This window comes from uncultured Shewanella sp. (assembly GCF_947501665.1).
GTDB lineage: Bacteria > Pseudomonadota > Gammaproteobacteria > Enterobacterales > Shewanellaceae > Shewanella.
The window spans coordinates 171,950-192,683 of sequence record NZ_CANMWS010000005.1 but is presented as its reverse complement, the minus strand read 5'-3'; the positions used below and the strand labels follow the sequence as shown (position 1 = coordinate 192,683).

The window sequence follows — 20,734 nt, the reverse complement described above, 5'->3', positions numbered from 1 at the left end:
TACCTCGATTGAGGACGTTTATAAGAATAACTAATTCGGACACCCAGAATTAATGTGATGGCGATTAAAAAGAGAGAGTTGGGCCTCGTAAACACTGTTGCATGTTTTCTTGGTTTCTTGTTAGTAAGGGGGTTGTTTGTTGTTGAAGAGAGTTAATTTATAATGATTGTACAACAATGGGTTAGCTGTGTACTCTAGCTTAGTGATGTGTTTAAAAAATGATAAGCAGTTATATTTTAAGGAGTAAAGTATGAGTATTGTTACGGATATATTTGTTTGGCTTTTAATTGATACTGCCTTAGGTTTTTTGTTTTACTCGACCGGGTGTTTTATTTTAAAGGTATTAACACTTGGTCGCTATAATATGGAGTTTAAGGATTTCGCTACTTTTAAAGGTGTAAAATCGAGAAAAGTGACTTCAATTATTATCCTAGGTGTAAGCTTTTACATCTTAATAATTGCACTCATTGCGTATTCAAATAATTAAAATATAACAAGCTGTGCAAGTGAGACAAACCTAGACCTCAGCAATAAGCGACACACATTTACCTGTTAAAAATTCATAAGGACTCAGAAAGTTTAACGCCTTTCTTGGCCTCATGTTAATTAAAAATTCAGCCTCTCGTATTACCTGCTCATTAAGTGAACCTATTTTCATTCCTTTAGGAAAAAAAGGTCTTAATAAACCGTTGGTATTCTCGTTTAAACCCCTTTGGCAGGAGCGATAAGGTTTAGCAAAGTAAACATCACATTTGAGTGATTTTGCTATTGCTTCATGGCCTGCAAACTCACCACCATTGTCAAAAGTGATTGTTTTGCAAATAGACTTAAACGGCTTCATCATCATTTTTATGGTTTTCGTCACCGTTTTTTTGACTTGTTTTTCACGCGTTTTGTCACGAGGCATTTAGTTACTCGTTCGACGAGTGTCACTAGGTAGCCATCTTGTCCATATACCGTGTCACCTTCCCAATGTCCTATCTCTATTTTTTCCTCGACAATAGCTGGGCGCTCACTAATATCGATTCTATTAGGAATGAGTTTGGCACCAGCATCGGATTTTTTACCGCTTTTATAAGGCAGACCTTTACGAGGCAGCTTTGTGGCTTTATTGAGCGATTTTATCAATCTATATAGTGTGTTCGTTGAGACTGCGGTAACCTTTTTTTCTTGTTTCATTCGACCTGATATTTGCTCAGGGCTTAAACCGATATTCAGTAAGGAGTCGATTAATTCACATATTTCGTTAGTAACTTTTTTACTTTTAAAAGCCCATTGACGATTCACCATCGCTTGAGCATGAGCCGTATCACCACAATAATGACCTTGCTCACAGCGTGTGAGCTCATTTGATATGGTTTTGTTACTACGATTCAATTGGTTAGCAATACTTCTAGCACTGAAATGTTGTTTACTTAGCGTTTTAATCTGGTATCGTTCTTTTAAAGTGAGTTGCTTATACTGGGTTTTCATTGGATGACCTTGGCTGATGTTGTGAGAGATTGAAGCTTATAGGCAACTCACTCTCTTCTCTAGACCAAAGTGTGTCGGTTATTATGGCAATCTAAGAAATAACAGTTGGCTGGTTCCGCTCCGTTACACATTTTAGCCAACTACAATTTGCCCCTTAATAGGGCGTTAGGTTTCTATGAGCTTTGGAAGATATTTTCGTATAGCGCTTTTTTCCCCTTATCTTTTCGGAGGAATTGCAGCGGCTTTAGCGTTTACAACTGAGTTTGGGGTAGAGAACGAGCTAGTTTTCTTTACTGTATTCTCACTTGTATTTGCGGGTATTCCTTATGCCCTGTTTGTCGCCTTTGCGTTTGCGTGGTCTAAATTACGCTCAGACACTGAAATTAAAAAGGCAATGTGGCTTGCGCCTTTGTTGTTCTTGCCACTACTAATAATCGTGCCATTTATTAGTGGCTCTCCAGACAGCTTTCTGCAGGCTATTGCCTCTATCGCAATACTCTGGGGTTTTGCTTTGGCTTACGGCTATGGGTATGTACTGCTTACCTACTGTGGGTGGGCACTTATTAAAAAACTGGGCTTGGGCTGTGAATAAATCTAACAAGCCCATTAACTTTCGCGTCTATCGGCACCGGACAGCCAACGCTGCGTTCCGGCTGCCGATTATGGCGGCGTTATACGTATATAGAGGTTTACTGCACTGATGAAATATTCAATATTAATCGTAACAAAACAGTTTTCTGTTTTCGTTTCTCAACATTTTAGCAAACAATTTTTAGCCCATTATTAGGACGGTCTGTGTCGTTGATCCTGTCTTTTTGAGGCTTTTTAGTCATCTTCTTATTCATTTCTGTTAGAAAGTCTGCTTCTTAGTCACTTTTATTATTGTCTTTTATGACGTCACGTTAACCTTGTTATAACCACAATCTTTGATGACGATTTTTTACTGAGTTTCAGCGGTATATTGTGATAAAATCCGCCGATTAAAGAGGTCTGGTTTGTGTAAATTTTGAGGTATGGAATGCGGTTCGCGTTAGGTATTGAGTATGATGGAAGTAAGTATTGTGGTTGGCAGCGTCAACTCGAGGTGGATTCTGTACAAGCGCAACTTGAAAAAGCCTTGTCTAAAGTGGCCAATGAAGCCATAACGGTTCAATGTGCGGGCCGCACCGATACGGGGGTGCATGCGACAGGGCAGGTGGTCCATTTTGATACGAATGCTATCCGTAAAGACACGGCTTGGACCTTAGGGGTGAACGTCAATTTACCCGATGATATCGCAGTAAGATGGGTGCAAGCGGTGGATGAAGATTTTCATGCGCGTTTCAGTGCCACAGCGCGGCGTTATCGTTATATGATTTATAACCATAACCTTAGACCGGGTATTTTACGCGCGGGTGTGAGTCATTATATGGGCGATATTGATGAGACAAAAATGCATCAAGCTGCGCAGTATTTGATTGGTGAACATGACTTTACCAGTTTTCGAGCGCTTCATTGTCAGTCTAAAACCCCTGTTAGGTTAATGCATGAAATTAATGTGACTCGCCAAGGCATGTATATTTGTGTTGATATTTCTGCTAACGCATTTTTACATCATATGGTGCGCAATATTGTCGGCTCCTTGCTTGAAGTGGGCATGGGTCGTCAACCGATTGATTGGCTGGCACAGCTGCTGGAGGGGAAAAACCGTAAAGCGGCTGCACCAACGGCAAAACCTAATGGCTTGTACCTTGTTGATGTGACTTATCCTGAGCCCCATGTGTTGCCTAAACTATCTTTAGGCCCATTATTTATGTTGGATTAATTTTGAGAGAGACACTGTCTATGTCTGTTGAGCCTACAAAAAAAGATGTTAATGAGCAGATTAATGTACCCATACAAACGCACAAATTGGCGCCGAGAAAAAACGCATCATTAACTGCGTGGATAGATTATTTATTAGCCATTCATCCGAGTGAAATCGATATGGGACTCGCCCGCGTATCATGGGTTGCTGAAAAAATGGGGTTGCTGGATTTTTCACAGACTCAAGTGATCACGGTTGCGGGGACGAATGGTAAAGGCAGTACCTGTGCCTTAATTGAAGCTGCATTAACGTTAGAAGGGTTATCAGTCGGTGTATACAGTTCTCCGCATTTACTTCATTACAATGAAAGAGTAAGGGTTAACGGTGAAGATGCAAAAGACAGTGATTTAGTGGCTGCCTTTGAAGCCATTGAACTGGGTCGGGGTGAGACGTCTTTGACCTTTTTCGAATATGCCACTTTGACTGGCCTATACTTGTTTAAAGCGGCTCAGTTGGATGTTATTTTATTAGAAGTGGGTTTAGGTGGGCGATTGGATGCGACGAATGTGGTTGATGCCGATGTGGCCGTGATCACTTCTATCGATCTGGATCATCAAGAGTATTTGGGTGATACTCGGGAGCAAGTGGCTGTGGAAAAAGCGGGGATTTGTCGTAAAGGTAAGCCGGTGATTATTGGTGAGCCTGATAGGCCATCGACGTTAATTGAAACCGTAAACGCCGTTGGCGCACAAATGTGTGCTGTGGGTCCTCACTTTTCGTATCAAATCACTCAGACACATTGGACTTTTCAAGGTCAGCTATTTCATTTATCGGATCTTCCCTTACCCCAATTGCCTTTGCCTAATGCAGCGACGGCGATTGCAGCATTAGAGCATATTTGTCCTTCTATCTCATTGGAGCATATCAAACAGGCTATTTCACAAACGCGTTTAAGTGGTCGTTTAGAGTGTGTGTCTGAGGCACCCACCATTTTACTGGATGTGGCTCACAATCCTCATGCTGCTCGTTATCTTTTATCTCGCTTATTAGCGAAAAATCCCACTCGTTTATTGGCGTTATGTGGCATGTTAAAAGATAAAGAAATTGCTCAAGTTTTAGCGCTTTTTACGCCTCATATTGCGCGCTGGTATTGTTGTGATTTAGCCGTTCCTCGAGGGGCTAGGGGGGCTGATTTAGCGGCATGTTTACCACAAGGAGAAACAGTACAGGTTTTTGAGTCCTTAGCTTTAGGCTGGGCACAATTACAAGAAGAGCTTCAAGAAGATGATATTGTGATTGTTTTTGGATCTTTTTATACTGTGGCAGGGATTAAAACGTTAATAAAAGGAAATGACAGTGTCTAATCGCTTTCAGAATCGTTTAGTGGGTGTGGTGGTTATCGTTGCGCTTGGGGTGCTTTTTTTACCAGATTTACTCAATGGTAAAAAACAACGCCAAGAAGAAATATTTACCGAAATTCCACTTAAGCCTGTAATCAATGAAACTCGTTTGCCCAATCAAGCTTATGATGTGGTGAGCACCGATCTGGATAAAAAAATGGCGAAAGCTGAGGCTGCTCCCACTGTCGAGCAGAAAAAGGAAGAGGTCAAAGTCGCAAAAACAAGAGGGACTCAGTCACACGTTAAGCCCGATAAATCCCCTTTGTCCAATAGTGCTTGGACATTACGTTTAGGCAGTTTTAATAATGCTAAAAACGTGATAGCGCTTGTTGAACGCCTACAAAAGCAAGGATTTAATGCCTACACATTGCCATCGAAGCCGATTGACGGCAAGCTCACAAAAGTGTTTGTTGGTCCTGATGTGTCTAAAGATAAGCTACTTAATTTACAGTCTGATATTGAGAAATTGACTCAATTGAAAGGTAGAATTGAGCCTTATAATCCTATTGAGTCGTAATTGAATCGATAGGTTGTTCTGTGGTGAAAACAGAGAATGATAAATTTACTTATCTTGTTTAAGGTGTGGATTATCCTCTTCTCTGGTAAAATCACGCCGTTTTAACCCTTAATGCTGGATACACTTTTCCATGGTTTGGATTGATTACGCTATAATCGTCATTATTGGCATGTCGACATTGATTAGTTTGATGCGCGGCTTCGCAAAAGAAGCAATGTCTTTAGTGGTTTGGATGGTCGCATTTTTTGTTGCTAGTACATTTTATCTCAAGCTCGCGGTTCATCTTACTGCGATACAAGATGACATAGTGCGCAATGGTGCAGCCATTGCTATTTTATTTGTTTCTACGCTTATTCTGGGTGCTTTAGTTAATTATTTGTTAGGTCAACTTGTTGAAAAAACAGGCCTAACGGGTACAGATAGGGTACTTGGACTCTGCTTTGGTGCGCTCAGAGGCGCGTTAATTGTGAGTGCGTTATTATTTTTCATGGACGCTTTTACAGGCGCCCCCAAAACTACTTGGTGGCAAGACTCACAGCTTGTGCCTGAATTTGGGGTGGTGATCCAATGGTTTTTTAATTATTTGGAAAATACCTCAAGCTTTGTACCCAAAATATAACATGCCTTTGATGTCATCAACGGCATGAAAAATAGTATTGATTGCATATGTGTTGGGTCAATATTTTTTATTAAAATGATAGAACATCTTACAATGAGGAAGCTCACCTATGTGTGGTATTGTCGGAATAGTCGGTCAGTCGTCGGTTAATCAAACCATTTATGATGCCTTGACTGTGCTACAGCATCGAGGGCAAGATGCTGCAGGTATTGTGACTATAGATGGAGCAGCGTTTAGATTACGTAAAGCCAATGGCTTAGTTAAAGACGTTTTTGAGTCTAAACATATGCAACGCCTACAGGGGAAAGCGGGGATTGGTCATGTACGATATCCGACTGCTGGGAGCTCGAGTGCATCAGAAGCTCAGCCTTTTTATGTTAACTCTCCTTTTGGTATTTCTATTGCTCATAATGGTAATTTGACCAATGCTCAAGAGCTTTGTGAACGCTTAGTTAAGCAACGTAGACATGTCAATACGACTTCTGATTCTGAAGTGCTGTTAAATTTACTGGCCGATGAATTACAGCATACTAAGAGTCAAATATTGAGTGCTGATGACGTTTTTGATGCAGTGAGTCAAGTTCATGCTATTACTCGAGGTGCTTATGCCGTTGCTGCTATGATTATTGGCCAAGGTTTAGTTGCATTTCGCGATCCTTTTGGTATTCGCCCTTTGGTGTTAGGCAAACATGAGACAGAAGGGGGAACCGAATATATGGTGGCCTCAGAAAGTGTTGCACTTGATGCTGTCGGTTTTGAGGTGATCCGTGATGTTGCCCCAGGTGAAGCCATCTATATTACTTTGGATGGGCAGCTTTTTACCCGTCAATGTGCAGAATCACCCAGTTATGTACCTTGTATCTTTGAATTTGTTTATTTTGCTCGTCCAGATTCGACTTTAGATAAAATTTCTGTTTACGGCAGTCGAGTGAATATGGGGAAGATGCTTGGACAGAAAATAAAAAGAGAATGGGAAGATAATGATATCGATGTGGTGATCCCCATTCCAGAAACTTCTTGTGATATTGCGCTAGAAATTGCGCGAGATTTAGATTTACCTTACCGACAAGGTTTTGTCAAAAACCGTTATATCGGGCGAACTTTTATTATGCCGGGTCAACAAGAGCGTAAAAAATCAGTACGCCGTAAATTAAACGCTATTAATGCCGAGTTTAAAGGCAAAAATGTATTACTAGTGGATGATTCCATTGTGCGAGGCACCACCTCTGAGCAGATCATTGAGATGGCCCGAGAAGCTGGTGCAAAAAAAGTGTATTTTGCTTCTGCTGCGCCTGAAATTCGTTTCCCTAATGTTTACGGTATTGATATGCCAACGACAAATGAATTGATTGCCCATGGCCGTGATGTCGACGCGATTGCGAAATTGATTGGGGCTGACGGTATGATTTTCCAATCTTTAGAGGATTTAGTGGAAGCTGTCCGCCAAGAGAATCCGCAAATCACCACATTTGAAACGTCAGTTTTTGATGGTAAGTATGTTACAAACGATGTTGACCAAGCTTATTTAGATCATCTGACTCAGTTACGTAGTGATGATGCAAAAGCTGATCGTAATCGTGACTTGGGGACTAACCTTGAAATGCATAACGTGTGTCACCCTTAACGGCTAAAGTTCACCGTAAATGACAAATAAAAAACCGAAGCATTATCGCTTCGGTTTTTTATTTAATGTATCGGTCGCAAGTTTTCTTCTTCAATTAAGCCCTGATCTTTGAGAGAGATAAATAACAACTCAACTTCACATAAGGCTTGTTCATAATGAAAAAGCGCATTTTTCGTTCTTAAAGGTTGGTGTAAATAAGTGAGTAAATGATATTGAATACGCTGCACTTTATTTAAGGTGTCGCCATCATAGCAATATTCGCCACAAATAAAGTGTTTCACTATTGTATTGATACTATGGCAGAGATCACTTTTTTCATCTTCACTATTGATTGCATTTGCTTGTATGCAGAGCATTTTAGCGCGTTGTACTAATAAATAATGAGACTGCATATTATCTGTTTCATGGTTTATCTATAGTCTTTTTCATTCCCGTGGAATGATCACTTATTTACTTACTCAGGCATCTTCAAGTATCACGGGTATAAATGAACGCTCTCGATAAACTATGTCAATAATTGCCCTGTAATGATAGTGGCGATAAGTAATAAATAGAGCGAGCCGACGAAATAAGCCACACTGGATAGGTTTTTACTGATTTTTTCGGCCTTGAAAGATACCCTGCTATCTTGATTCTCTATCCCATGTTTTGCAGGAGTTGTCGAGTTTTGAGCGTAGAAGGGTCTTAATCTGCTATGTTTGTTCTGATTGACTAACATAATAAATACTCAATAATTAGATTATCAACATTGAACAAAATACGCCCAATTTACTTAACCTTAACTGAATGAGTGTTGATTAATTGTTCAGGTTTTGTAGAGTTATTATTCAAAAAGGCAGATTGAAAAACTGAATGAACGCTAACCATTTTTGTTGAGCTTCAAGTCTATTAGCGCGAGTAAAATGAATGTGTGTATCGGGTTTAGCTTGAGCGAGTTTAGGTAAGTCGATTTTTGCGACACAGCCTATTTTTAAATACCCCCCTAATGTTTGTCTATCGTTTAATAAGATAATAGGTTGACCGTTAGGTGGGATTTGAATGGCACCATAAGCAATAGGTTCGGAAATAAAATGCGGCTTTTGGGATACGATAGCGGGGCCTGTTAAGCGGCATCCCATACGGTCGCAATAAGGGCTAACCGTATAGGTAGAGTGATAAAAAGTGTGCTTATCTGCTGCTGAAAATAGATCTTCTTGATAAGCGCCAAGCACGTTTAATGTGATGGTATCACAGTATTGGGGACGAAACTGTGACGGGATAATATGTTGAATATGATTGTTATTTAATGAGTGTGGAATAAAAGGTGGAGAAATATTTAACTGATCTCCTGATTTTAGTGCTTTGGTACCTATGTCATCCCGCAGTACGGTAGCGGTACTGTTTAATATTTGTGGTGCATTAATACCATTTTTAATGGCTAAATAGCTACGTAGGCCTTTTGTGGGATAACCTAATGTGAGTGTTTGATTTTTTTTCAGGAGAAAACTTTGCCAAGGAGCAAGTGGGTTGCCATCTATGTTTGCTTTTGTATCTGCGCCTGTCAGACTGCACAAGAGATCATCATGTGCCTTAAAGCTCGCTTGCCCTAGAGTGATCTCTATTTGAGAGCAGGTCATTGCATTATTTAATAAATAGTTTGCCCAGCAATAGGCATGAAGATCAACAGGGCCGCCCTGAGAAAGTCCGTGCCTTGAGCCTCCAAAGCGACCTAAGTCTTGTATTAAGCTCATTGGACCGGGTGCAACTACTTCCAGTTGCTGCAAATTTTGCCTCCTTGTTTAATATACTCCGTTTTAGATATCGGGGTAAATTTGACTTTGTCACCCACTTTGAATGGCGTCATAGGTAAGGCTGTCACATCGAATAGGGGGGTTGGACAATTGCCGATGATCTGCCAACCTCCAGGTGTGTGATTGGGGTAAACGGCAGTTTGCTGATCGGCGATACCCACACTCCCTGCAGGAATACTCAATCTGGGAGAATCTCTACGTGGAGTGGCAATACGGGGATTAACCCTTCCTAAGAAGGCAAAGCCTGGGGCAAAACCGATAGCATAGACATGATATTCTTCTTCACAGTGGTATCGAATGATGTCGTCTGGATTTAAATGATGTCGCTTGGCTAAATGGGGGAGGTCAGGTCCCACTTCTGTGGCGTAATAAACCGGTAATGTATGCACCAATGAGGGGGAGCTAAATGTTGAGGTGGCCTTTTTTTTATCCCATTGATTCAGTGCGGTTTTTATCTCATCAAAACTTATTTGTGAAGCCCGGTATTGGATTAATATGCTGGTATATGACGGTGTGATTTCAAGTATATTTTGTTTGATTTTATCAAGGAAAACATCAGATACAGTGTGAGATATGAGCTGGTCCACCAGCTGCATGATAGTGTGTGTTACTGATAAATCAATCGTATTCTTAAAGTAGACAATAAGGCTGTCTTCTGCGATAGGCTGAATAGTTATCATCTTTTTTATTGGTGTACTTTATGGGTTAAGCATTCGATGGATAGCGGCAATTTCTTCTACAGAGGTGTCGTTATCGCTATGAATGCATAATGTATCGGCATGTAAATCAATAATACGACCTTCATAGGTTTTCACAAAGCCTTGACTTAAGTTTAAACTCTGTTGCTTGATATGTTTTGCACTTTTTAAGATAGCATCAGGTTGAGAGCGAGGAAGCAGTAAACCATGATTATCATATGCTCTATCGGCAAAGGCTTCCAATATCAGTTCTACATTATGGTATTGGGCTATGGCTTCATAAGGAATATTATCGAGTGTACTTTGAATGATCAGTTTGAGTGGAGCAGATAAGCTGGCATTGATTTTCGAGATTGTCCGTATAATGGTTTCAAATACTTCTACTTTTGTCATCATATCATAATGTAATGCGCCATGAGGTTTAATATAGGTCATATTGGTTTGTTGAAGTTGACAGAGCGTCATTAAGGCTCCACATTGATATGCCACTAAGTGAGCGATTTCTGGTAGTGTATGAGGAATACTGCGTCTGCCGAAACCTTGTTTGTCATGATAACTAATGTGCGCGCCAATCATGACTTGATGTGTTTTGGCCTGTGAAATGGTTTCAGCCATAATATTAGGATCAGATGCATGAAATCCACATGCAATATTTGCCATGTCAATCCATGGCATTAAGGCATTATCATCGCCCATTTTCCATATTCCGTAACTTTCGCCCATGTCGCAATTTAATTTCATGTTGCTGGCTTACCTTTACACTAATCTAGATATTGTTGCTGCTCTGAGTGTCGACAATAAGAGCATGGCTAGTGAATAGACAGGATCTTTACGGAATTTGTCACTAAATATAATAATAGGTGAAATCTATAAGTTAGTTAGCATTAATATGTTTCATGTTTTTTTTATTATGTGCTTAAGCTGATTTTATTATATTTAATCGTTACTATTGATTATTCTTTATTCTTTATTCTTTATTCTTTAGTCTTTACATTTCGCTTGAGCATTGATGTGACGTCTTTTATTTAATCGTTGATGTATGAAATAACCAATTTTTATACATGAAGGGGTAAGAAATAATCTGTCTACCAGTCGAAATCAGTCTATATCAGTAGTAGAATTCTTGTTAAGCGTTTATGAGTAAGGGAATGGAATGAGTCAAGTGTTAAGTGAGTTGCTGTCTTTGTTGTCTTTAGAGCGGCTCGAAGAGGGGCTTTTTCGAGGCCAAAGTCTAGATTTAGGTTTTGGGCATGTGTTTGGTGGTCAAGTGATGGGGCAAGCATTGAGTGCAGCGAAACAAACGCTGAAAACCAATAGACAGGTTCATTCACTGCACTCTTACTTTTTACGTCCGGGTGATGAACATTTACCTATTATTTATGATGTTGAAATTATTAGGGATGGAGGAAGTTTTAGTGCAAGACGGGTTAAAGCGATTCAAAAAGGACGTCCTATTTTTTATATGACCTGCTCTTTTCAGGAACCTGAAGTGGGTTTTGAACATCAAGATACAATGCCTAATATACCTGGGCCAGAAACATTGTTAAATAAACAGGATTTAGCACAAAAATTAAAAGCACAATTACCACAGTCTGTTTTTGATCATTTAATGGCTGAATCACCCTTGGAAATGCGTTTGCTTGAGCCGATGAATGATATGACATCAGACAAAAAACCGGCTAAACGCTATGTATGGTTAAAAGCTAAGGGTAAAATGCCAACGGATCCTTGTCTACAAGATTATTTGCTGGCTTATGCGTCAGATTTTAATTTTTTGGTGACTGCATTGCAGCCTCATGGAAAGTCTTTTTTAACCCCAGGTATTAAAATGGCGACTATTGATCATGCTATGTGGTTTCATCGCTCCTTCGACTTAAGTGATTGGGTGCTTTACAGTGTGGATAGTCCTAATGCATGTGGTGGAAGAGGATTAGTTAAAGGGCAGTTTTTTAATCAACAAGGAGAGTTGCTTGCATCGGCCACACAAGAAGGATTAATTCGAATGAAACACAATGTCGTAAAATAATGCATTATTTAAGAAGGAAAACCATGTCAATCATAAAAAGAAGTATCATTTTAGTGGGCGTGTTACTGTTATCGGCTTGTGTAACGGTGACGCCTCCCAAGCCTGTTGTTGTTAATGGTGCTGCTGGATATCTAGAAGATATTAATTTACCACAAGGCAGTAGTATTGTTATTGCTATCATTGATTTAGACAAAAAAGGCACGATTATTGCTCAAAAGACCTTTAATATAGCCAGAGTACCGGTGCCGTTTAAGTTTACTTTACCAGCAGACAGTATTGACTCATCCATTAACTATGGAGTGGTTGCGATGATTTTATATCAAAATCAAGTTATTTTTCAGACCTATGATCAATATTCTGTGATTAACAATGGCAAAACGACCACTGAAGTCATCATGAAGCCTGTTATGGTTCCAAAACGTTAATAGGTGACTTTTTTAAATGAGCTCTCAGTGTAGAGCTCATTATTATTCATCTAAGCTTTTTGTTAGATTAAACGTTAACTGTGTAAGCTGTGACAATGGAGCGAATGAGTCTGGCTATGATGCGGCTGTTTAATACAGATTAAACAATAGAAAAGTGAGTCGAGTCTTTCTTGAAGCATTAGCAGAGTAGCCAATTAAGGCTCCCTTGCTATTGTCTTCTGATGTTTTTTGGATTGTAGTTAGATGTTGATATTGACGTGTGGTGAATGGTTAAATGTTAATGACAGCAGTAAGTACACCTAAAATGGTTAATGCAAGCCCAATGATTAGTAGTCCTTCTCGAATAGACATAATCTCTCCTTAGATTGTTACCGTTATTTTTTCATTGACTCATTTCACTTTTGTGAACTTGATATTTCATTTTGATTTAATTTAGCAGCCTCTAACATTGTAGCTCAATCTGGCTGACTTTGCTGATGAAAAGGGCAGAGTGATGGGTGCTATTATGCCCTTGTCGGTTGGCTGGTGCCCATCTCTTCATTTGGTGTTGGATAGGCTATTCTCTAATAGAGATGACATTGAATAAAGGTAGCGATAAATGGAAAAACATGGATTGTCGATAGGCATTGAGCGTGTGGATAGTAACTTTTTTTTATCTTTGAAGGCCGTTGGAAAGTTAACACATGAAGATTATTTGCGTATTACCCCCATGATTGACTCAGCATTAAAAGAAGTGGCTCACCCCAAAGTGAAAGTCTTGGTGGATGCTTATGAACTAGAAGGCTGGGAAGTCAGGGCCGCTTGGGATGATTTTAAGCTGGGATTAAAACATGGTAATGAGTTCGACAAAATAGCGATTTATGGTGATAAACGTTGGCAAGAGGTCATGGCTAAAATGGGTACTTGGTTTATTTCGGGAGAGATACAATATTTTGAGGATATTGGCTTAGCGTTGGAATGGTTAAATGTCTGAGTGTATAAGACTAAATTGTGATCTTATTCATGGTTTTTACGTTTCTTGGTTCGCTGATTGAGTGACTTTGATATAGATCAAAATGATAAGTCTTATTCATAGGCATGCTTCATCTATCAATAAAAACTGTAACAATGCAGTGATAAAGGTGAAATGATGAAAAAGAATAGACTTTCTAATGCTGTTGCTATCGGGTTAGTCGCACTGAGTTTATCGGCTTCGGCAAATGCGATACAAGCGGGTGATATTATTGTTCGTGCCGGAGTGGCGGTGGTTGCGCCAAATGCCTCAAGTCAAGATGTTGCAGGTTTGGGGGAATTTGATGTGAGTAGTGATACGCAACTAGGACTGAATTTTGCGTATTTATTTACTGATAATATTGGTATTGAACTGTTAGCGGCCAGTCCGTTTAGCCATAATATATCATTGCCTAATATTGGTAATATTGCTGAAACCAAACAATTACCGCCAACTTTAGTGGTGCAATATCATTTTGGCGATGTCACATCAGCATTTAGACCCTATATTGGTATAGGGATAAACTATACCAATTTTTATGACACTAAATTTACCAATGATCTGGATGGGACTTTGAGCGATATTAGTTTGTCAAATTCTTGGGGACTTGCCGGGCAAGTGGGTTTGGATTATCAACTAACCGATAAATGGTTGCTTAATGGCTCTATTTGGTATGCTGATATTGATACCGATGCGAGTTTTAAATTATCAGGTGAATCAGTGACCATAGATACAAATATTGATCCTTGGGTCTATATGGTCAGTGTGGGATATGTGTTCTGAGGGTTTTGATATAAGGCTATGATGAGCTACTGATAAATAGCAGCATGATGTTATGTTGCTATTTATCATTTAGCTATTTTTTTAGCGTGTTGCCACATATTCAAATCAGTCAGTATCCCAATAGGGAGACTGACTGAAGCGTTCGATAAGAAAGTCAATTAAACGGCGTACTTTTAAAGGCAGGTAGCGATTTTCTGGATACAGTGCATAGGCCTGCAGTTCGACCAGTTGGTAATCAGGTAAGACAGGCACTAAGGTTTTATTTTTAATGGCTTGCCAGGTAATAAACGTGGGTAAATCAACGATCCCGTGATCAGACTCTGCTAGGTATTTCAGCACTTCTCCATTGTTTGCAGTAAAATGTGCCTCAAGTTGCAGCTTATGTTGCTTACCGTTCTTATCTGTGAGTAACAATCCACTGTTATTTGTGTGTTGATACTTTAGCAATTGATGCTTTTTAAGGGCTTCCAATGTGTGTGGGGTGCCGTGCTTCGCTAAATAACCGGGGCTTGCACACAGAATGTGTTTAATGGGGACAATATTTCTGGCCTGTAAACGAGAGTCATCGATGATAGGTCGATAAGGTTGAGTAATACGAAAAGCAAGATCGACACCTTGTTCAACAATATCAACTTTGCGATCAGAAAAATCCACTTCTAAGGTGAGTTCGGGGTGTTGTTGCATGAAAATATCGAGCACGGGGGTGAGATGATGGATCCCAAATGATAATGGCGCGGCAATTTTAAGGGTGCCTTGTAACGAGCGCACTTGACTTGAGACATGACAGTTCATTTCTTCAACTTCATCGATAATCAATTTACACCGTTGATAATACGTTTGACCCGCTTCAGTAATACTCGATTGTCTCGTGGTGCGGGTGATAAGTTTTATCCCCAGCCTGTTTTCTAATTCTGATAAACGCTTACTGATGGCCGATTTTGCCATATTAAGTTGCTCGGCTGCACGAGTAATGCTACCTGCTTCAACGACTCGCGTGAAAACGGTCATATCTTCTAATTGACCCATTATTCTTCCTTATTTAGCCGTTTAAATATTTAATTCGGTTGAATGTTGAGCTTAATTGATGCCGACACTCAGTGATAGATTGTTCACTAATATAGAATAGTTATTTAATATTTTTTATGTTTATTCGCAAATAGTCAACACATATGATGGATGTCATTAAGTTAAGAAGATGACTTTTATTCAGGGGGCGTCTTCTTGAATCAATAATAGGAGCTAAACGCTATGTCAGTAGAATTAACCCCATTACATGCAGATGAATATCAGCATGTATCCAGAATGTGGAAAACGCAAATTCAAGGTCAAGCAGTATCGGATGGCGACGGAGTGAAGATTAATCGCTTGATTGGTACGCAGACTTTGATGATGCTTGACCCTTTTTTATTATTAGATGAGTTTTTATCTGATCAACCGCAAGATTATATTGGTGGTTTTCCAAGTCATCCTCACCGAGGGTTTGAAACCGTGACGTATATGCTAGCAGGTAAGATGCGTCATAAAGATAATCAAGGTAATGAAGGGGTAATAAGTGCAGGAGGCGTGCAATGGATGACCGCAGGAAAGGGGATTATTCATTCTGAAATGCCAGAGCAGCAAGAAGGATTATTACAAGGTTTTCAGTTATGGGTTAATTTACCTGGGGTCAATAAAATGTGTTCGCCAGCTTATCAAGAGTTTATTGCATCAGACATACCAATAGAGCAAGGTCAGCAAGGGCAAATGATTAAAGTCATTGCAGGGAAAACCAATAGTGGCACTGTTGGCGGTGTGAATAACCTTTGGGTTAAACCCACTTATTTAGATATATCCTTACCAGCTCAAACGACTTTTATTCAAGATTTACCTTATGATGATAATAGTTTTATCTATGTCATAGCCGGTGATATTCAATTAGTCGGAAGTGATGCTGTTCTTAATCAAAAAGCATTAGGCATATTAACCAAAGGCAGCCAAGTGCAAATTCAAGCGGGGGAGCGAGGAGCGAAATGCTTATTGATTTCGGGGAAACCTCTGAATGAGACGGTTGAACGAAGTGGCCCTTTTGTGATGAATACACAAGCTCAGGTGATGCAAGCGTTTAGTGATTATCGTCAAGGGCGATTTTGAATGATTTTTAATGGTTGTTTAATGGTTGTTTGAGTGGGAGCTTGAGTTAACAGTGATAATTATTTGGGAGTGATATCATGGGACTATTAATTGAAGGTGAGTGGCATACTGACTGGTACGATACTGAGTCAAATAAAGGCCAATTTAAACGAGCTGAATCGGGGTTTCGTCATTGGGTGACAGCAGATGGTCGTGCGGGTCCATCAGGTAAACCGGGATTTAAAGCTGAAGCCGGTCGCTATCATTTATATGTGTCATTAGCCTGCCCATGGGCCCATAGAACTTTGATTTATAGAAGTTTGAAAGGGCTTGATAGGATGATTAGCGTCTCTGTTGTACATGCTCATATGGGGGAGCATGGCTGGCGTTTTGGTACTATTAATGAAGGGCGAGCAGTGAATGACTTGCATATGAGCCTATTTCATTCATTGGATGAGCATATGGCGAGTCAGGATGACGTTAACGGTAAGCAATATCTTCATCAAGTGTACACTCAATCAGTGCCTGATTTTACCGGGAGGGTCACGGTGCCGATATTGTGGGATAAAAAAACACACCAAATTGTCAGTAATGAGTCATCGGAAATTATTCGCATGTTCAATAGTGCGTTTGATGAAATAGGTGCAATTGAAGGTGATTTTTGTCCTAATGCTAAATTAGCGCAGATAGATGACATGAATAATGTTATTTACCCTTCAATTAATAATGGTGTTTACCGCGCAGGGTTTGCAACGACCCAAGAGGCTTATCAAGAGGCGGTGACGGAATTGTTTGGGGCATTAGATAGGCTAGAACAGCGATTAATGACCCAAGATTACTTGATAGGTAATGATGTGACAGAAGCGGATTGGCGATTATTCACCACACTTATTCGGTTTGATGCGGTGTATGTGGGGCACTTTAAATGTAATATTCGCCGTATAGCCGATTATCCGCATCTTTCTGATTATTTATCCAGACTATATCATTACCCAAAGATCAGTGACACAGTGAATATGGCACACATTAAAGCCCATTACTATGGTAGTCATAAAATGATTAATCCTACAGGCATTGTTCCTGTGGGGCCTAAATTGGCACTTTGAAATAATTGATGATAAAAAACATTCATGATTGCCGCTTATTCAACCAATAATCTATCGATAAGCGGCCACCGCCAGTGATGAGTAAGTAAAGGCAAGCCAGTAACATGCATAAATCATTTCGAGCCGCGTGGGACATGGCCCAAAAACCAGTGCGAATCCCCTCAGGTAAGTGAAATATCCATATGTCATGTCCCAAAAGAATAGGAAGTTTTGTGGATATGATTGCGACGAGCATAATGAAAATAAGAGGGATAGCAGAGAGACGTGTGAATAAACCCAAGATGATAAGCAGTCCGCAAAGGGTTTCAACAATGCCGACAAAAGGTCCAAAAAACTCTGGCCACGGAATGCCAATTTTAATAAATCGCCCAACGCCTAAAATATCACCGTAAAATAGTTTTTGTAGTCCTTCGGGGAAAAAAACGATAGCGCCTACTAATAATCGGATTAAAATTGTCCAAGCGGTGGTATCAGTTTTAAGCCAAGATAAAGATTGCATAGTGAATGACCTTGAATTGAAAATCTGAGCAGCTCTCTATGAGTATTGTTTATCTTAGTACGCTTTTATCTACTATGCCTTTTTTAACTAACTGCTGTAAAATATATCGACAGTTTTCTCGTAAGGTATCTCTGAGTAAGCGGGCTGCTGGAGTAATAGATTGACGGCTGGGGAAAATAAGCCACAACTCTGTTGGAGTCGGTACAAATGTGGGCAATATATTGATGACTTTACCTGAGAGTAAATCATTAGACATATCAAGGCAGGATTTGAGGGCAACTCCTTTTCCTGCGATACACCAACGTCTGACAAGATCGCCATCATTGGAGGCATGGTTACCATTCATTTTAATTTTAATGTCTTTTTTTGACTGAATGCAGTTTTGAGGTAAGTGATTGGTCAATGATGCATCTTGATTAGTCGGTTCTTGTGATGAAAAGTCCCATACATCATTAATAATGTCTTGCAGTTGATAAAAAAGCCCATTATGAGAGGCGAGATCTTGAGGGTGTGTAGGGGTGCCATGTGTTTTTAGATAGTCAGGTGTGGCGCAAAGTAGGCGAGGGACATGACAAATTTTAAAACCATAGACATTAGCATCATTGGGTGAACCGTATCGCAATGCCATATCAACAGAGTCACGGTAAAAATCAATATTACTGTCACTGACATTTGCGCGTAAGCGGATGTTAGGATACGTGTCCATAAAGGTATCGAGCCATGGAATAACAATATTACGGCCTAAGTCTGAGGACAGTGCAATACGCAGTTCACCCTCTATGATCCCAAGATCATCTTTCATATTTAATTTTGCTTGTTCAAGCATATCAAGTGCTTGTTGACATTGAGGTAAATATTTCTCTCCTGCACTTGATAGCCTCAAGTGCCTTGTCGTGCGAATAAATAACTCAGCGCCTAAGGCTTTTTCGACTCGCTTAATTGCCACACTGGCTGTGGCGGTTCGCATGTCTAAATTCGCTGCAGCGGCAGTAATACTGCGAAACTCGGCTACTTTTAAGATGATTTGAAGATCTTCAATTAACATATTATCTAATAATTATTGAAAAAGTATTAATCATTATCCTGTTTAACCGGGTTAAATCAAGTTCTATACTCAATACATCCAATAATCAGTCAGAGAAAATGATGAAAGCGATAGGATTTTACCAATCGTTATCTATTGATAACCCAGATGCATTAGTTGATGTTGATATTAAACAGCCTATTGCCATAGGAAGAGATTTGTTGGTTAAAATACAGGCTATAGCAGTCAATCCTGCAGATTATAAAGTGCGATTAACCACTGAGCCCAAAGAACAAGCACCAAAGATATTAGGTTGGGATGCGGTAGGTGAAGTGATTGCGACGGGTGAGTTAGTGACGCAGTTCCAGCCCGGTGATTTAGTGTATTATGCCGGTGATATTACTCGACAAGGCAGTAATGCAGAATATCAACTTGTTGATGAGCGTATTGTTGGCATTAAACCTAAAAGTTTGTCTGCTGGTGAAGCGGCTGCTTTGCCATTAACGGCAATTACTGCTTGGGAATTGTTATTTGAACATTTAGGCATTAAGCGACAACCTATCGATACTGTTGGCAAGTCTGATGAGATCATTTTAGTGGTGGGGGCGGCTGGTGGCGTTGGCTCTATGCTTATTCAGCTGGTAAAAAAACTCACTGGTGCAACGATTATCGCCACGGCTTCCCGTGAAAGATCCCAAGCTTGGGTGAAAAAATTAGGCGCAGATTTTGTCATAGATCATACTCAGTCACTCATTGAGCAAATAAATGCGTTAGGTTTAGGGGCTGTGACTCATGTGGCCAGTCTAAATAGCACTGATACTTATTTTAAGATTTATACTGAGCTCCTGGCCCCTTTTGGTAAAATTGCGATTATTGACGATCCTAAAGCACTTGATGTGACTCAGTTAAAACTAAAAAGTTTATCCCTGCATTGGGAGTTTATGTTTGCCCGATCTATGTTTCATGCAGTGGATCTTCAAGCGCAAGGGAAATTACTTAGCCATGTAGCAGATCTTGTGGATCACGGTCATATTCAAACGACGTTAGGTCAGCATTTAGGCAAAATCAATGCTGAAAACTTAAGAAGTGCTCATGCTGCATTAGAAGCTGGTAGTGCGATTGGTAAAATAGTATTAGAAGGCTTTTAAATGCTAAGTCACCTGATGTGATGCTGTCGTGAGGAGGAGAGCATTACATCAGGTTAAGTCTATTCGTGGATCTTCGCTTATTATAAGCAATGTCATTAAATACTGCGATTTTTATCTTCTATTTGTGTGGTGTTTTTGCTCATCGGGAACCATTAGAAGAGCTTTGTCTTGATATTGTTCAGTTGAGTTTAATTGTTTTATATGGATAAAAATGGATGATTAACTTAATGAAACCAACAAGCGAACTTATTTTAAATAGAGTTTAACAACAGGATTATTTCAATAAGGAAAAGAGCTTGTTGTCAACATTATTATTTGCTTAAGTGATGTGGCGGTTAAATAAAGCAAGTACAGTTACCGTTAATCTAAATAATTATTTAACTAATATTTTTATTATATTGGATGTGTAAGTGTGCAATGAGCATAAGCCTGATATTTAATTAACAAGAATGATTAGTGCATTACAAGTTATTTTTAAGAATAAAGTCAGTTGAGTGGTGAAAATGGTCTATGAATAAACCATAGTGGTGTTTAAATGGATATAGTCATATTTGATCTTTATCGATATGATTTATGCCAATTATTTATCATCTTCTATATATTTAAACCTTATTGTTGATACTTGAAGTTTTAATTTTAATCTTACTAAAGTTATTGATTTATAACTTTATTTTTGAAGGTTGTATCATAAGTAGGATGAAAATATTATAGAGACT

General features: G+C 39.5%; 21 protein-coding genes and 1 pseudogene. 14 read left to right on the top strand and 8 right to left on the bottom strand.

Features of this window, described 5'->3' with window-relative positions; all coding sequences use genetic code 11:
• Nucleotides 1-250 precede the first annotated feature (250 nt).
• Nucleotides 251-487: a hypothetical protein gene (locus Q0976_RS05410; RefSeq protein WP_299491820.1), complete on the top strand. Its 237-nt coding sequence runs from the start codon at nucleotides 251-253 to the stop codon at nucleotides 485-487.
• A gap of 30 nt (nucleotides 488-517) precedes the next feature.
• Here the strand turns inward: Q0976_RS05410 and Q0976_RS05405 are convergent.
• Nucleotides 518-1,473: pseudogene (locus tag Q0976_RS05405) on the bottom strand (IS30 family transposase).
• A 175-nt stretch (nucleotides 1,474-1,648) separates the two neighbouring features.
• On the opposite strand from Q0976_RS05405, the gene Q0976_RS05400 reads away from it, so the two are divergent.
• From Q0976_RS05400 to purF, 6 genes are all read left to right on the top strand, one after another.
• A complete protein-coding gene (locus Q0976_RS05400; protein WP_299491818.1) occupies nucleotides 1,649-2,065 on the top strand; it encodes a hypothetical protein in 417 nt (138 codons plus the stop codon).
• Nucleotides 2,066-2,491: 426 nt separating this feature from the next.
• Nucleotides 2,492-3,277, top strand: coding sequence for a tRNA pseudouridine(38-40) synthase TruA (gene truA, locus Q0976_RS05395; protein WP_299491816.1), 786 nt, complete (start codon nucleotides 2,492-2,494; stop codon nucleotides 3,275-3,277).
• 20 nt (nucleotides 3,278-3,297) lie between these two features.
• Nucleotides 3,298-4,623 (top strand): bifunctional tetrahydrofolate synthase/dihydrofolate synthase, encoded by a 1,326-nt coding sequence (gene folC / locus Q0976_RS05390; protein WP_299491814.1) that lies wholly within the window; start codon nucleotides 3,298-3,300, stop codon nucleotides 4,621-4,623.
• Nucleotides 4,616-5,176 (top strand): SPOR domain-containing protein, encoded by a 561-nt coding sequence (locus tag Q0976_RS05385; RefSeq protein WP_299491812.1) that lies wholly within the window; start codon nucleotides 4,616-4,618, stop codon nucleotides 5,174-5,176. Before folC ends, Q0976_RS05385 begins: the two co-directional genes overlap by 8 nt.
• 130 nt (nucleotides 5,177-5,306) lie before the next feature.
• Complete coding sequence (locus Q0976_RS05380; protein ID WP_299491810.1) at nucleotides 5,307-5,795, top strand: CvpA family protein; 489 nt, start codon at nucleotides 5,307-5,309, stop codon at nucleotides 5,793-5,795.
• A 109-nt stretch (nucleotides 5,796-5,904) separates the two neighbouring features.
• On the top strand, nucleotides 5,905-7,419 hold the full coding sequence (gene purF / locus Q0976_RS05375) for an amidophosphoribosyltransferase (protein ID WP_299491808.1): 1,515 nt from the start codon (nucleotides 5,905-5,907) through the stop codon (nucleotides 7,417-7,419).
• A gap of 62 nt (nucleotides 7,420-7,481) precedes the next feature.
• Here purF and Q0976_RS05370 read toward each other — a convergent pair whose 3' ends face one another.
• From Q0976_RS05370 to Q0976_RS05355, 4 genes are all read right to left on the bottom strand, one after another.
• The gene (locus Q0976_RS05370) at nucleotides 7,482-7,811 is read right to left on the bottom strand and encodes a hypothetical protein (RefSeq protein ID WP_299491806.1); all 330 of its coding nucleotides are present in this window, start codon (nucleotides 7,809-7,811) and stop codon (nucleotides 7,482-7,484) included.
• A gap of 435 nt (nucleotides 7,812-8,246) precedes the next feature.
• The gene (locus Q0976_RS05365) at nucleotides 8,247-9,182 is read right to left on the bottom strand and encodes a biotin-dependent carboxyltransferase family protein (RefSeq protein WP_299491804.1); all 936 of its coding nucleotides are present in this window, start codon (nucleotides 9,180-9,182) and stop codon (nucleotides 8,247-8,249) included.
• Nucleotides 9,164-9,889, bottom strand: coding sequence for a 5-oxoprolinase subunit PxpB (pxpB, locus tag Q0976_RS05360; RefSeq protein WP_299491802.1), 726 nt, complete (start codon nucleotides 9,887-9,889; stop codon nucleotides 9,164-9,166). Before pxpB ends, Q0976_RS05365 begins: the two co-directional genes overlap by 19 nt.
• Nucleotides 9,890-9,907: 18 nt before the next feature.
• Complete coding sequence (locus Q0976_RS05355; RefSeq protein WP_299491800.1) at nucleotides 9,908-10,648, bottom strand: 5-oxoprolinase subunit PxpA; 741 nt, start codon at nucleotides 10,646-10,648, stop codon at nucleotides 9,908-9,910.
• A gap of 412 nt (nucleotides 10,649-11,060) precedes the next feature.
• Here Q0976_RS05355 and tesB point away from each other — a divergent pair, with 412 nt between their 5' ends.
• The 4 genes from tesB to ompW all read left to right on the top strand — a co-directional run bounded on the left by tesB (nucleotide 11,061) and on the right by ompW (nucleotide 14,132).
• The gene (gene tesB, locus Q0976_RS05350) at nucleotides 11,061-11,933 is read left to right on the top strand and encodes an acyl-CoA thioesterase II (protein ID WP_299491798.1); all 873 of its coding nucleotides are present in this window, start codon (nucleotides 11,061-11,063) and stop codon (nucleotides 11,931-11,933) included.
• Between the two features lie 23 nt (nucleotides 11,934-11,956).
• The gene (locus Q0976_RS05345; protein ID WP_299491796.1) at nucleotides 11,957-12,358 is read left to right on the top strand and encodes a YbaY family lipoprotein; all 402 of its coding nucleotides are present in this window, start codon (nucleotides 11,957-11,959) and stop codon (nucleotides 12,356-12,358) included.
• 598 nt (nucleotides 12,359-12,956) lie between these two features.
• Nucleotides 12,957-13,331 (top strand): STAS/SEC14 domain-containing protein, encoded by a 375-nt coding sequence (locus tag Q0976_RS05340; RefSeq protein ID WP_299491794.1) that lies wholly within the window; start codon nucleotides 12,957-12,959, stop codon nucleotides 13,329-13,331.
• 153 nt (nucleotides 13,332-13,484) lie between these two features.
• On the top strand, nucleotides 13,485-14,132 hold the full coding sequence (gene ompW / locus Q0976_RS05335) for an outer membrane protein OmpW (protein ID WP_299491792.1): 648 nt from the start codon (nucleotides 13,485-13,487) through the stop codon (nucleotides 14,130-14,132).
• A gap of 105 nt (nucleotides 14,133-14,237) precedes the next feature.
• On the opposite strand, the gene Q0976_RS05330 is transcribed toward ompW, so the two are convergent.
• A complete protein-coding gene (locus Q0976_RS05330) occupies nucleotides 14,238-15,158 on the bottom strand; it encodes a LysR family transcriptional regulator (RefSeq protein ID WP_299491790.1) in 921 nt (306 codons plus the stop codon).
• Between the two features lie 222 nt (nucleotides 15,159-15,380).
• Here Q0976_RS05330 and Q0976_RS05325 point away from each other — a divergent pair, with 222 nt between their 5' ends.
• Both Q0976_RS05325 and Q0976_RS05320 read left to right on the top strand, forming a co-directional pair.
• Nucleotides 15,381-16,262, top strand: a complete 882-nt coding sequence (locus Q0976_RS05325; RefSeq protein ID WP_299491787.1) for a pirin family protein — start codon at nucleotides 15,381-15,383, stop codon at nucleotides 16,260-16,262.
• Nucleotides 16,263-16,339: 77 nt separating this feature from the next.
• Nucleotides 16,340-17,347: a glutathione S-transferase family protein gene (locus Q0976_RS05320; RefSeq protein WP_299491785.1), complete on the top strand. Its 1,008-nt coding sequence runs from the start codon at nucleotides 16,340-16,342 to the stop codon at nucleotides 17,345-17,347.
• Nucleotides 17,348-17,369: 22 nt separating this feature from the next.
• On the opposite strand, the gene Q0976_RS05315 is transcribed toward Q0976_RS05320, so the two are convergent.
• Together Q0976_RS05315 and Q0976_RS05310 are read right to left on the bottom strand one after the other, a co-directional pair.
• Nucleotides 17,370-17,846 carry a DoxX family protein gene (locus Q0976_RS05315; RefSeq protein WP_299491783.1) on the bottom strand — a complete coding sequence of 159 codons (477 nt, stop codon included), beginning with the start codon at nucleotides 17,844-17,846 and terminating at the stop codon, nucleotides 17,370-17,372.
• 49 nt (nucleotides 17,847-17,895) lie between these two features.
• Nucleotides 17,896-18,891, bottom strand: a complete 996-nt coding sequence (locus Q0976_RS05310) for a LysR family transcriptional regulator (protein WP_299491781.1) — start codon at nucleotides 18,889-18,891, stop codon at nucleotides 17,896-17,898.
• A gap of 101 nt (nucleotides 18,892-18,992) precedes the next feature.
• Here Q0976_RS05310 and Q0976_RS05305 point away from each other — a divergent pair, with 101 nt between their 5' ends.
• Nucleotides 18,993-20,018: a zinc-binding alcohol dehydrogenase family protein gene (locus tag Q0976_RS05305; protein WP_299491876.1), complete on the top strand. Its 1,026-nt coding sequence runs from the start codon at nucleotides 18,993-18,995 to the stop codon at nucleotides 20,016-20,018.
• The last annotated feature ends 716 nt before the right edge of the window (nucleotides 20,019-20,734 follow it).

Bases quoted from the DNA above. Each gene is read 5' to 3' on its own strand.
- Q0976_RS05410 (WP_299491820.1), top strand. From the start codon at position 251: ATGAGTATTGTTACGGATATATTTGTTTGGCTTTTAATTGATACTGCC.
- Q0976_RS05400 (WP_299491818.1), top strand. From the start codon at position 1,649: ATGAGCTTTGGAAGATATTTTCGTATAGCGCTTTTTTCCCCTTATCTT.
- truA (WP_299491816.1), top strand. From the start codon at position 2,492: ATGCGGTTCGCGTTAGGTATTGAGTATGATGGAAGTAAGTATTGTGGT.
- folC (WP_299491814.1), top strand. From the start codon at position 3,298: ATGTCTGTTGAGCCTACAAAAAAAGATGTTAATGAGCAGATTAATGTA.
- Q0976_RS05380 (WP_299491810.1), top strand. From the start codon at position 5,307: ATGGTTTGGATTGATTACGCTATAATCGTCATTATTGGCATGTCGACA.
- purF (WP_299491808.1), top strand. From the start codon at position 5,905: ATGTGTGGTATTGTCGGAATAGTCGGTCAGTCGTCGGTTAATCAAACC.
- Q0976_RS05370 (WP_299491806.1), bottom strand. From the start codon at position 7,811: ATGCAGTCTCATTATTTATTAGTACAACGCGCTAAAATGCTCTGCATA.
- pxpB (WP_299491802.1), bottom strand. From the start codon at position 9,889: ATGATAACTATTCAGCCTATCGCAGAAGACAGCCTTATTGTCTACTTT.
- Q0976_RS05355 (WP_299491800.1), bottom strand. From the start codon at position 10,648: ATGAAATTAAATTGCGACATGGGCGAAAGTTACGGAATATGGAAAATG.
- tesB (WP_299491798.1), top strand. From the start codon at position 11,061: ATGAGTCAAGTGTTAAGTGAGTTGCTGTCTTTGTTGTCTTTAGAGCGG.
- Q0976_RS05345 (WP_299491796.1), top strand. From the start codon at position 11,957: ATGTCAATCATAAAAAGAAGTATCATTTTAGTGGGCGTGTTACTGTTA.
- Q0976_RS05340 (WP_299491794.1), top strand. From the start codon at position 12,957: ATGGAAAAACATGGATTGTCGATAGGCATTGAGCGTGTGGATAGTAAC.
- ompW (WP_299491792.1), top strand. From the start codon at position 13,485: ATGATGAAAAAGAATAGACTTTCTAATGCTGTTGCTATCGGGTTAGTC.
- Q0976_RS05330 (WP_299491790.1), bottom strand. From the start codon at position 15,158: ATGGGTCAATTAGAAGATATGACCGTTTTCACGCGAGTCGTTGAAGCA.
- Q0976_RS05325 (WP_299491787.1), top strand. From the start codon at position 15,381: ATGTCAGTAGAATTAACCCCATTACATGCAGATGAATATCAGCATGTA.
- Q0976_RS05320 (WP_299491785.1), top strand. From the start codon at position 16,340: ATGGGACTATTAATTGAAGGTGAGTGGCATACTGACTGGTACGATACT.
- Q0976_RS05315 (WP_299491783.1), bottom strand. From the start codon at position 17,846: ATGCAATCTTTATCTTGGCTTAAAACTGATACCACCGCTTGGACAATT.
- Q0976_RS05310 (WP_299491781.1), bottom strand. From the start codon at position 18,891: ATGTTAATTGAAGATCTTCAAATCATCTTAAAAGTAGCCGAGTTTCGC.
- Q0976_RS05305 (WP_299491876.1), top strand. From the start codon at position 18,993: ATGAAAGCGATAGGATTTTACCAATCGTTATCTATTGATAACCCAGAT.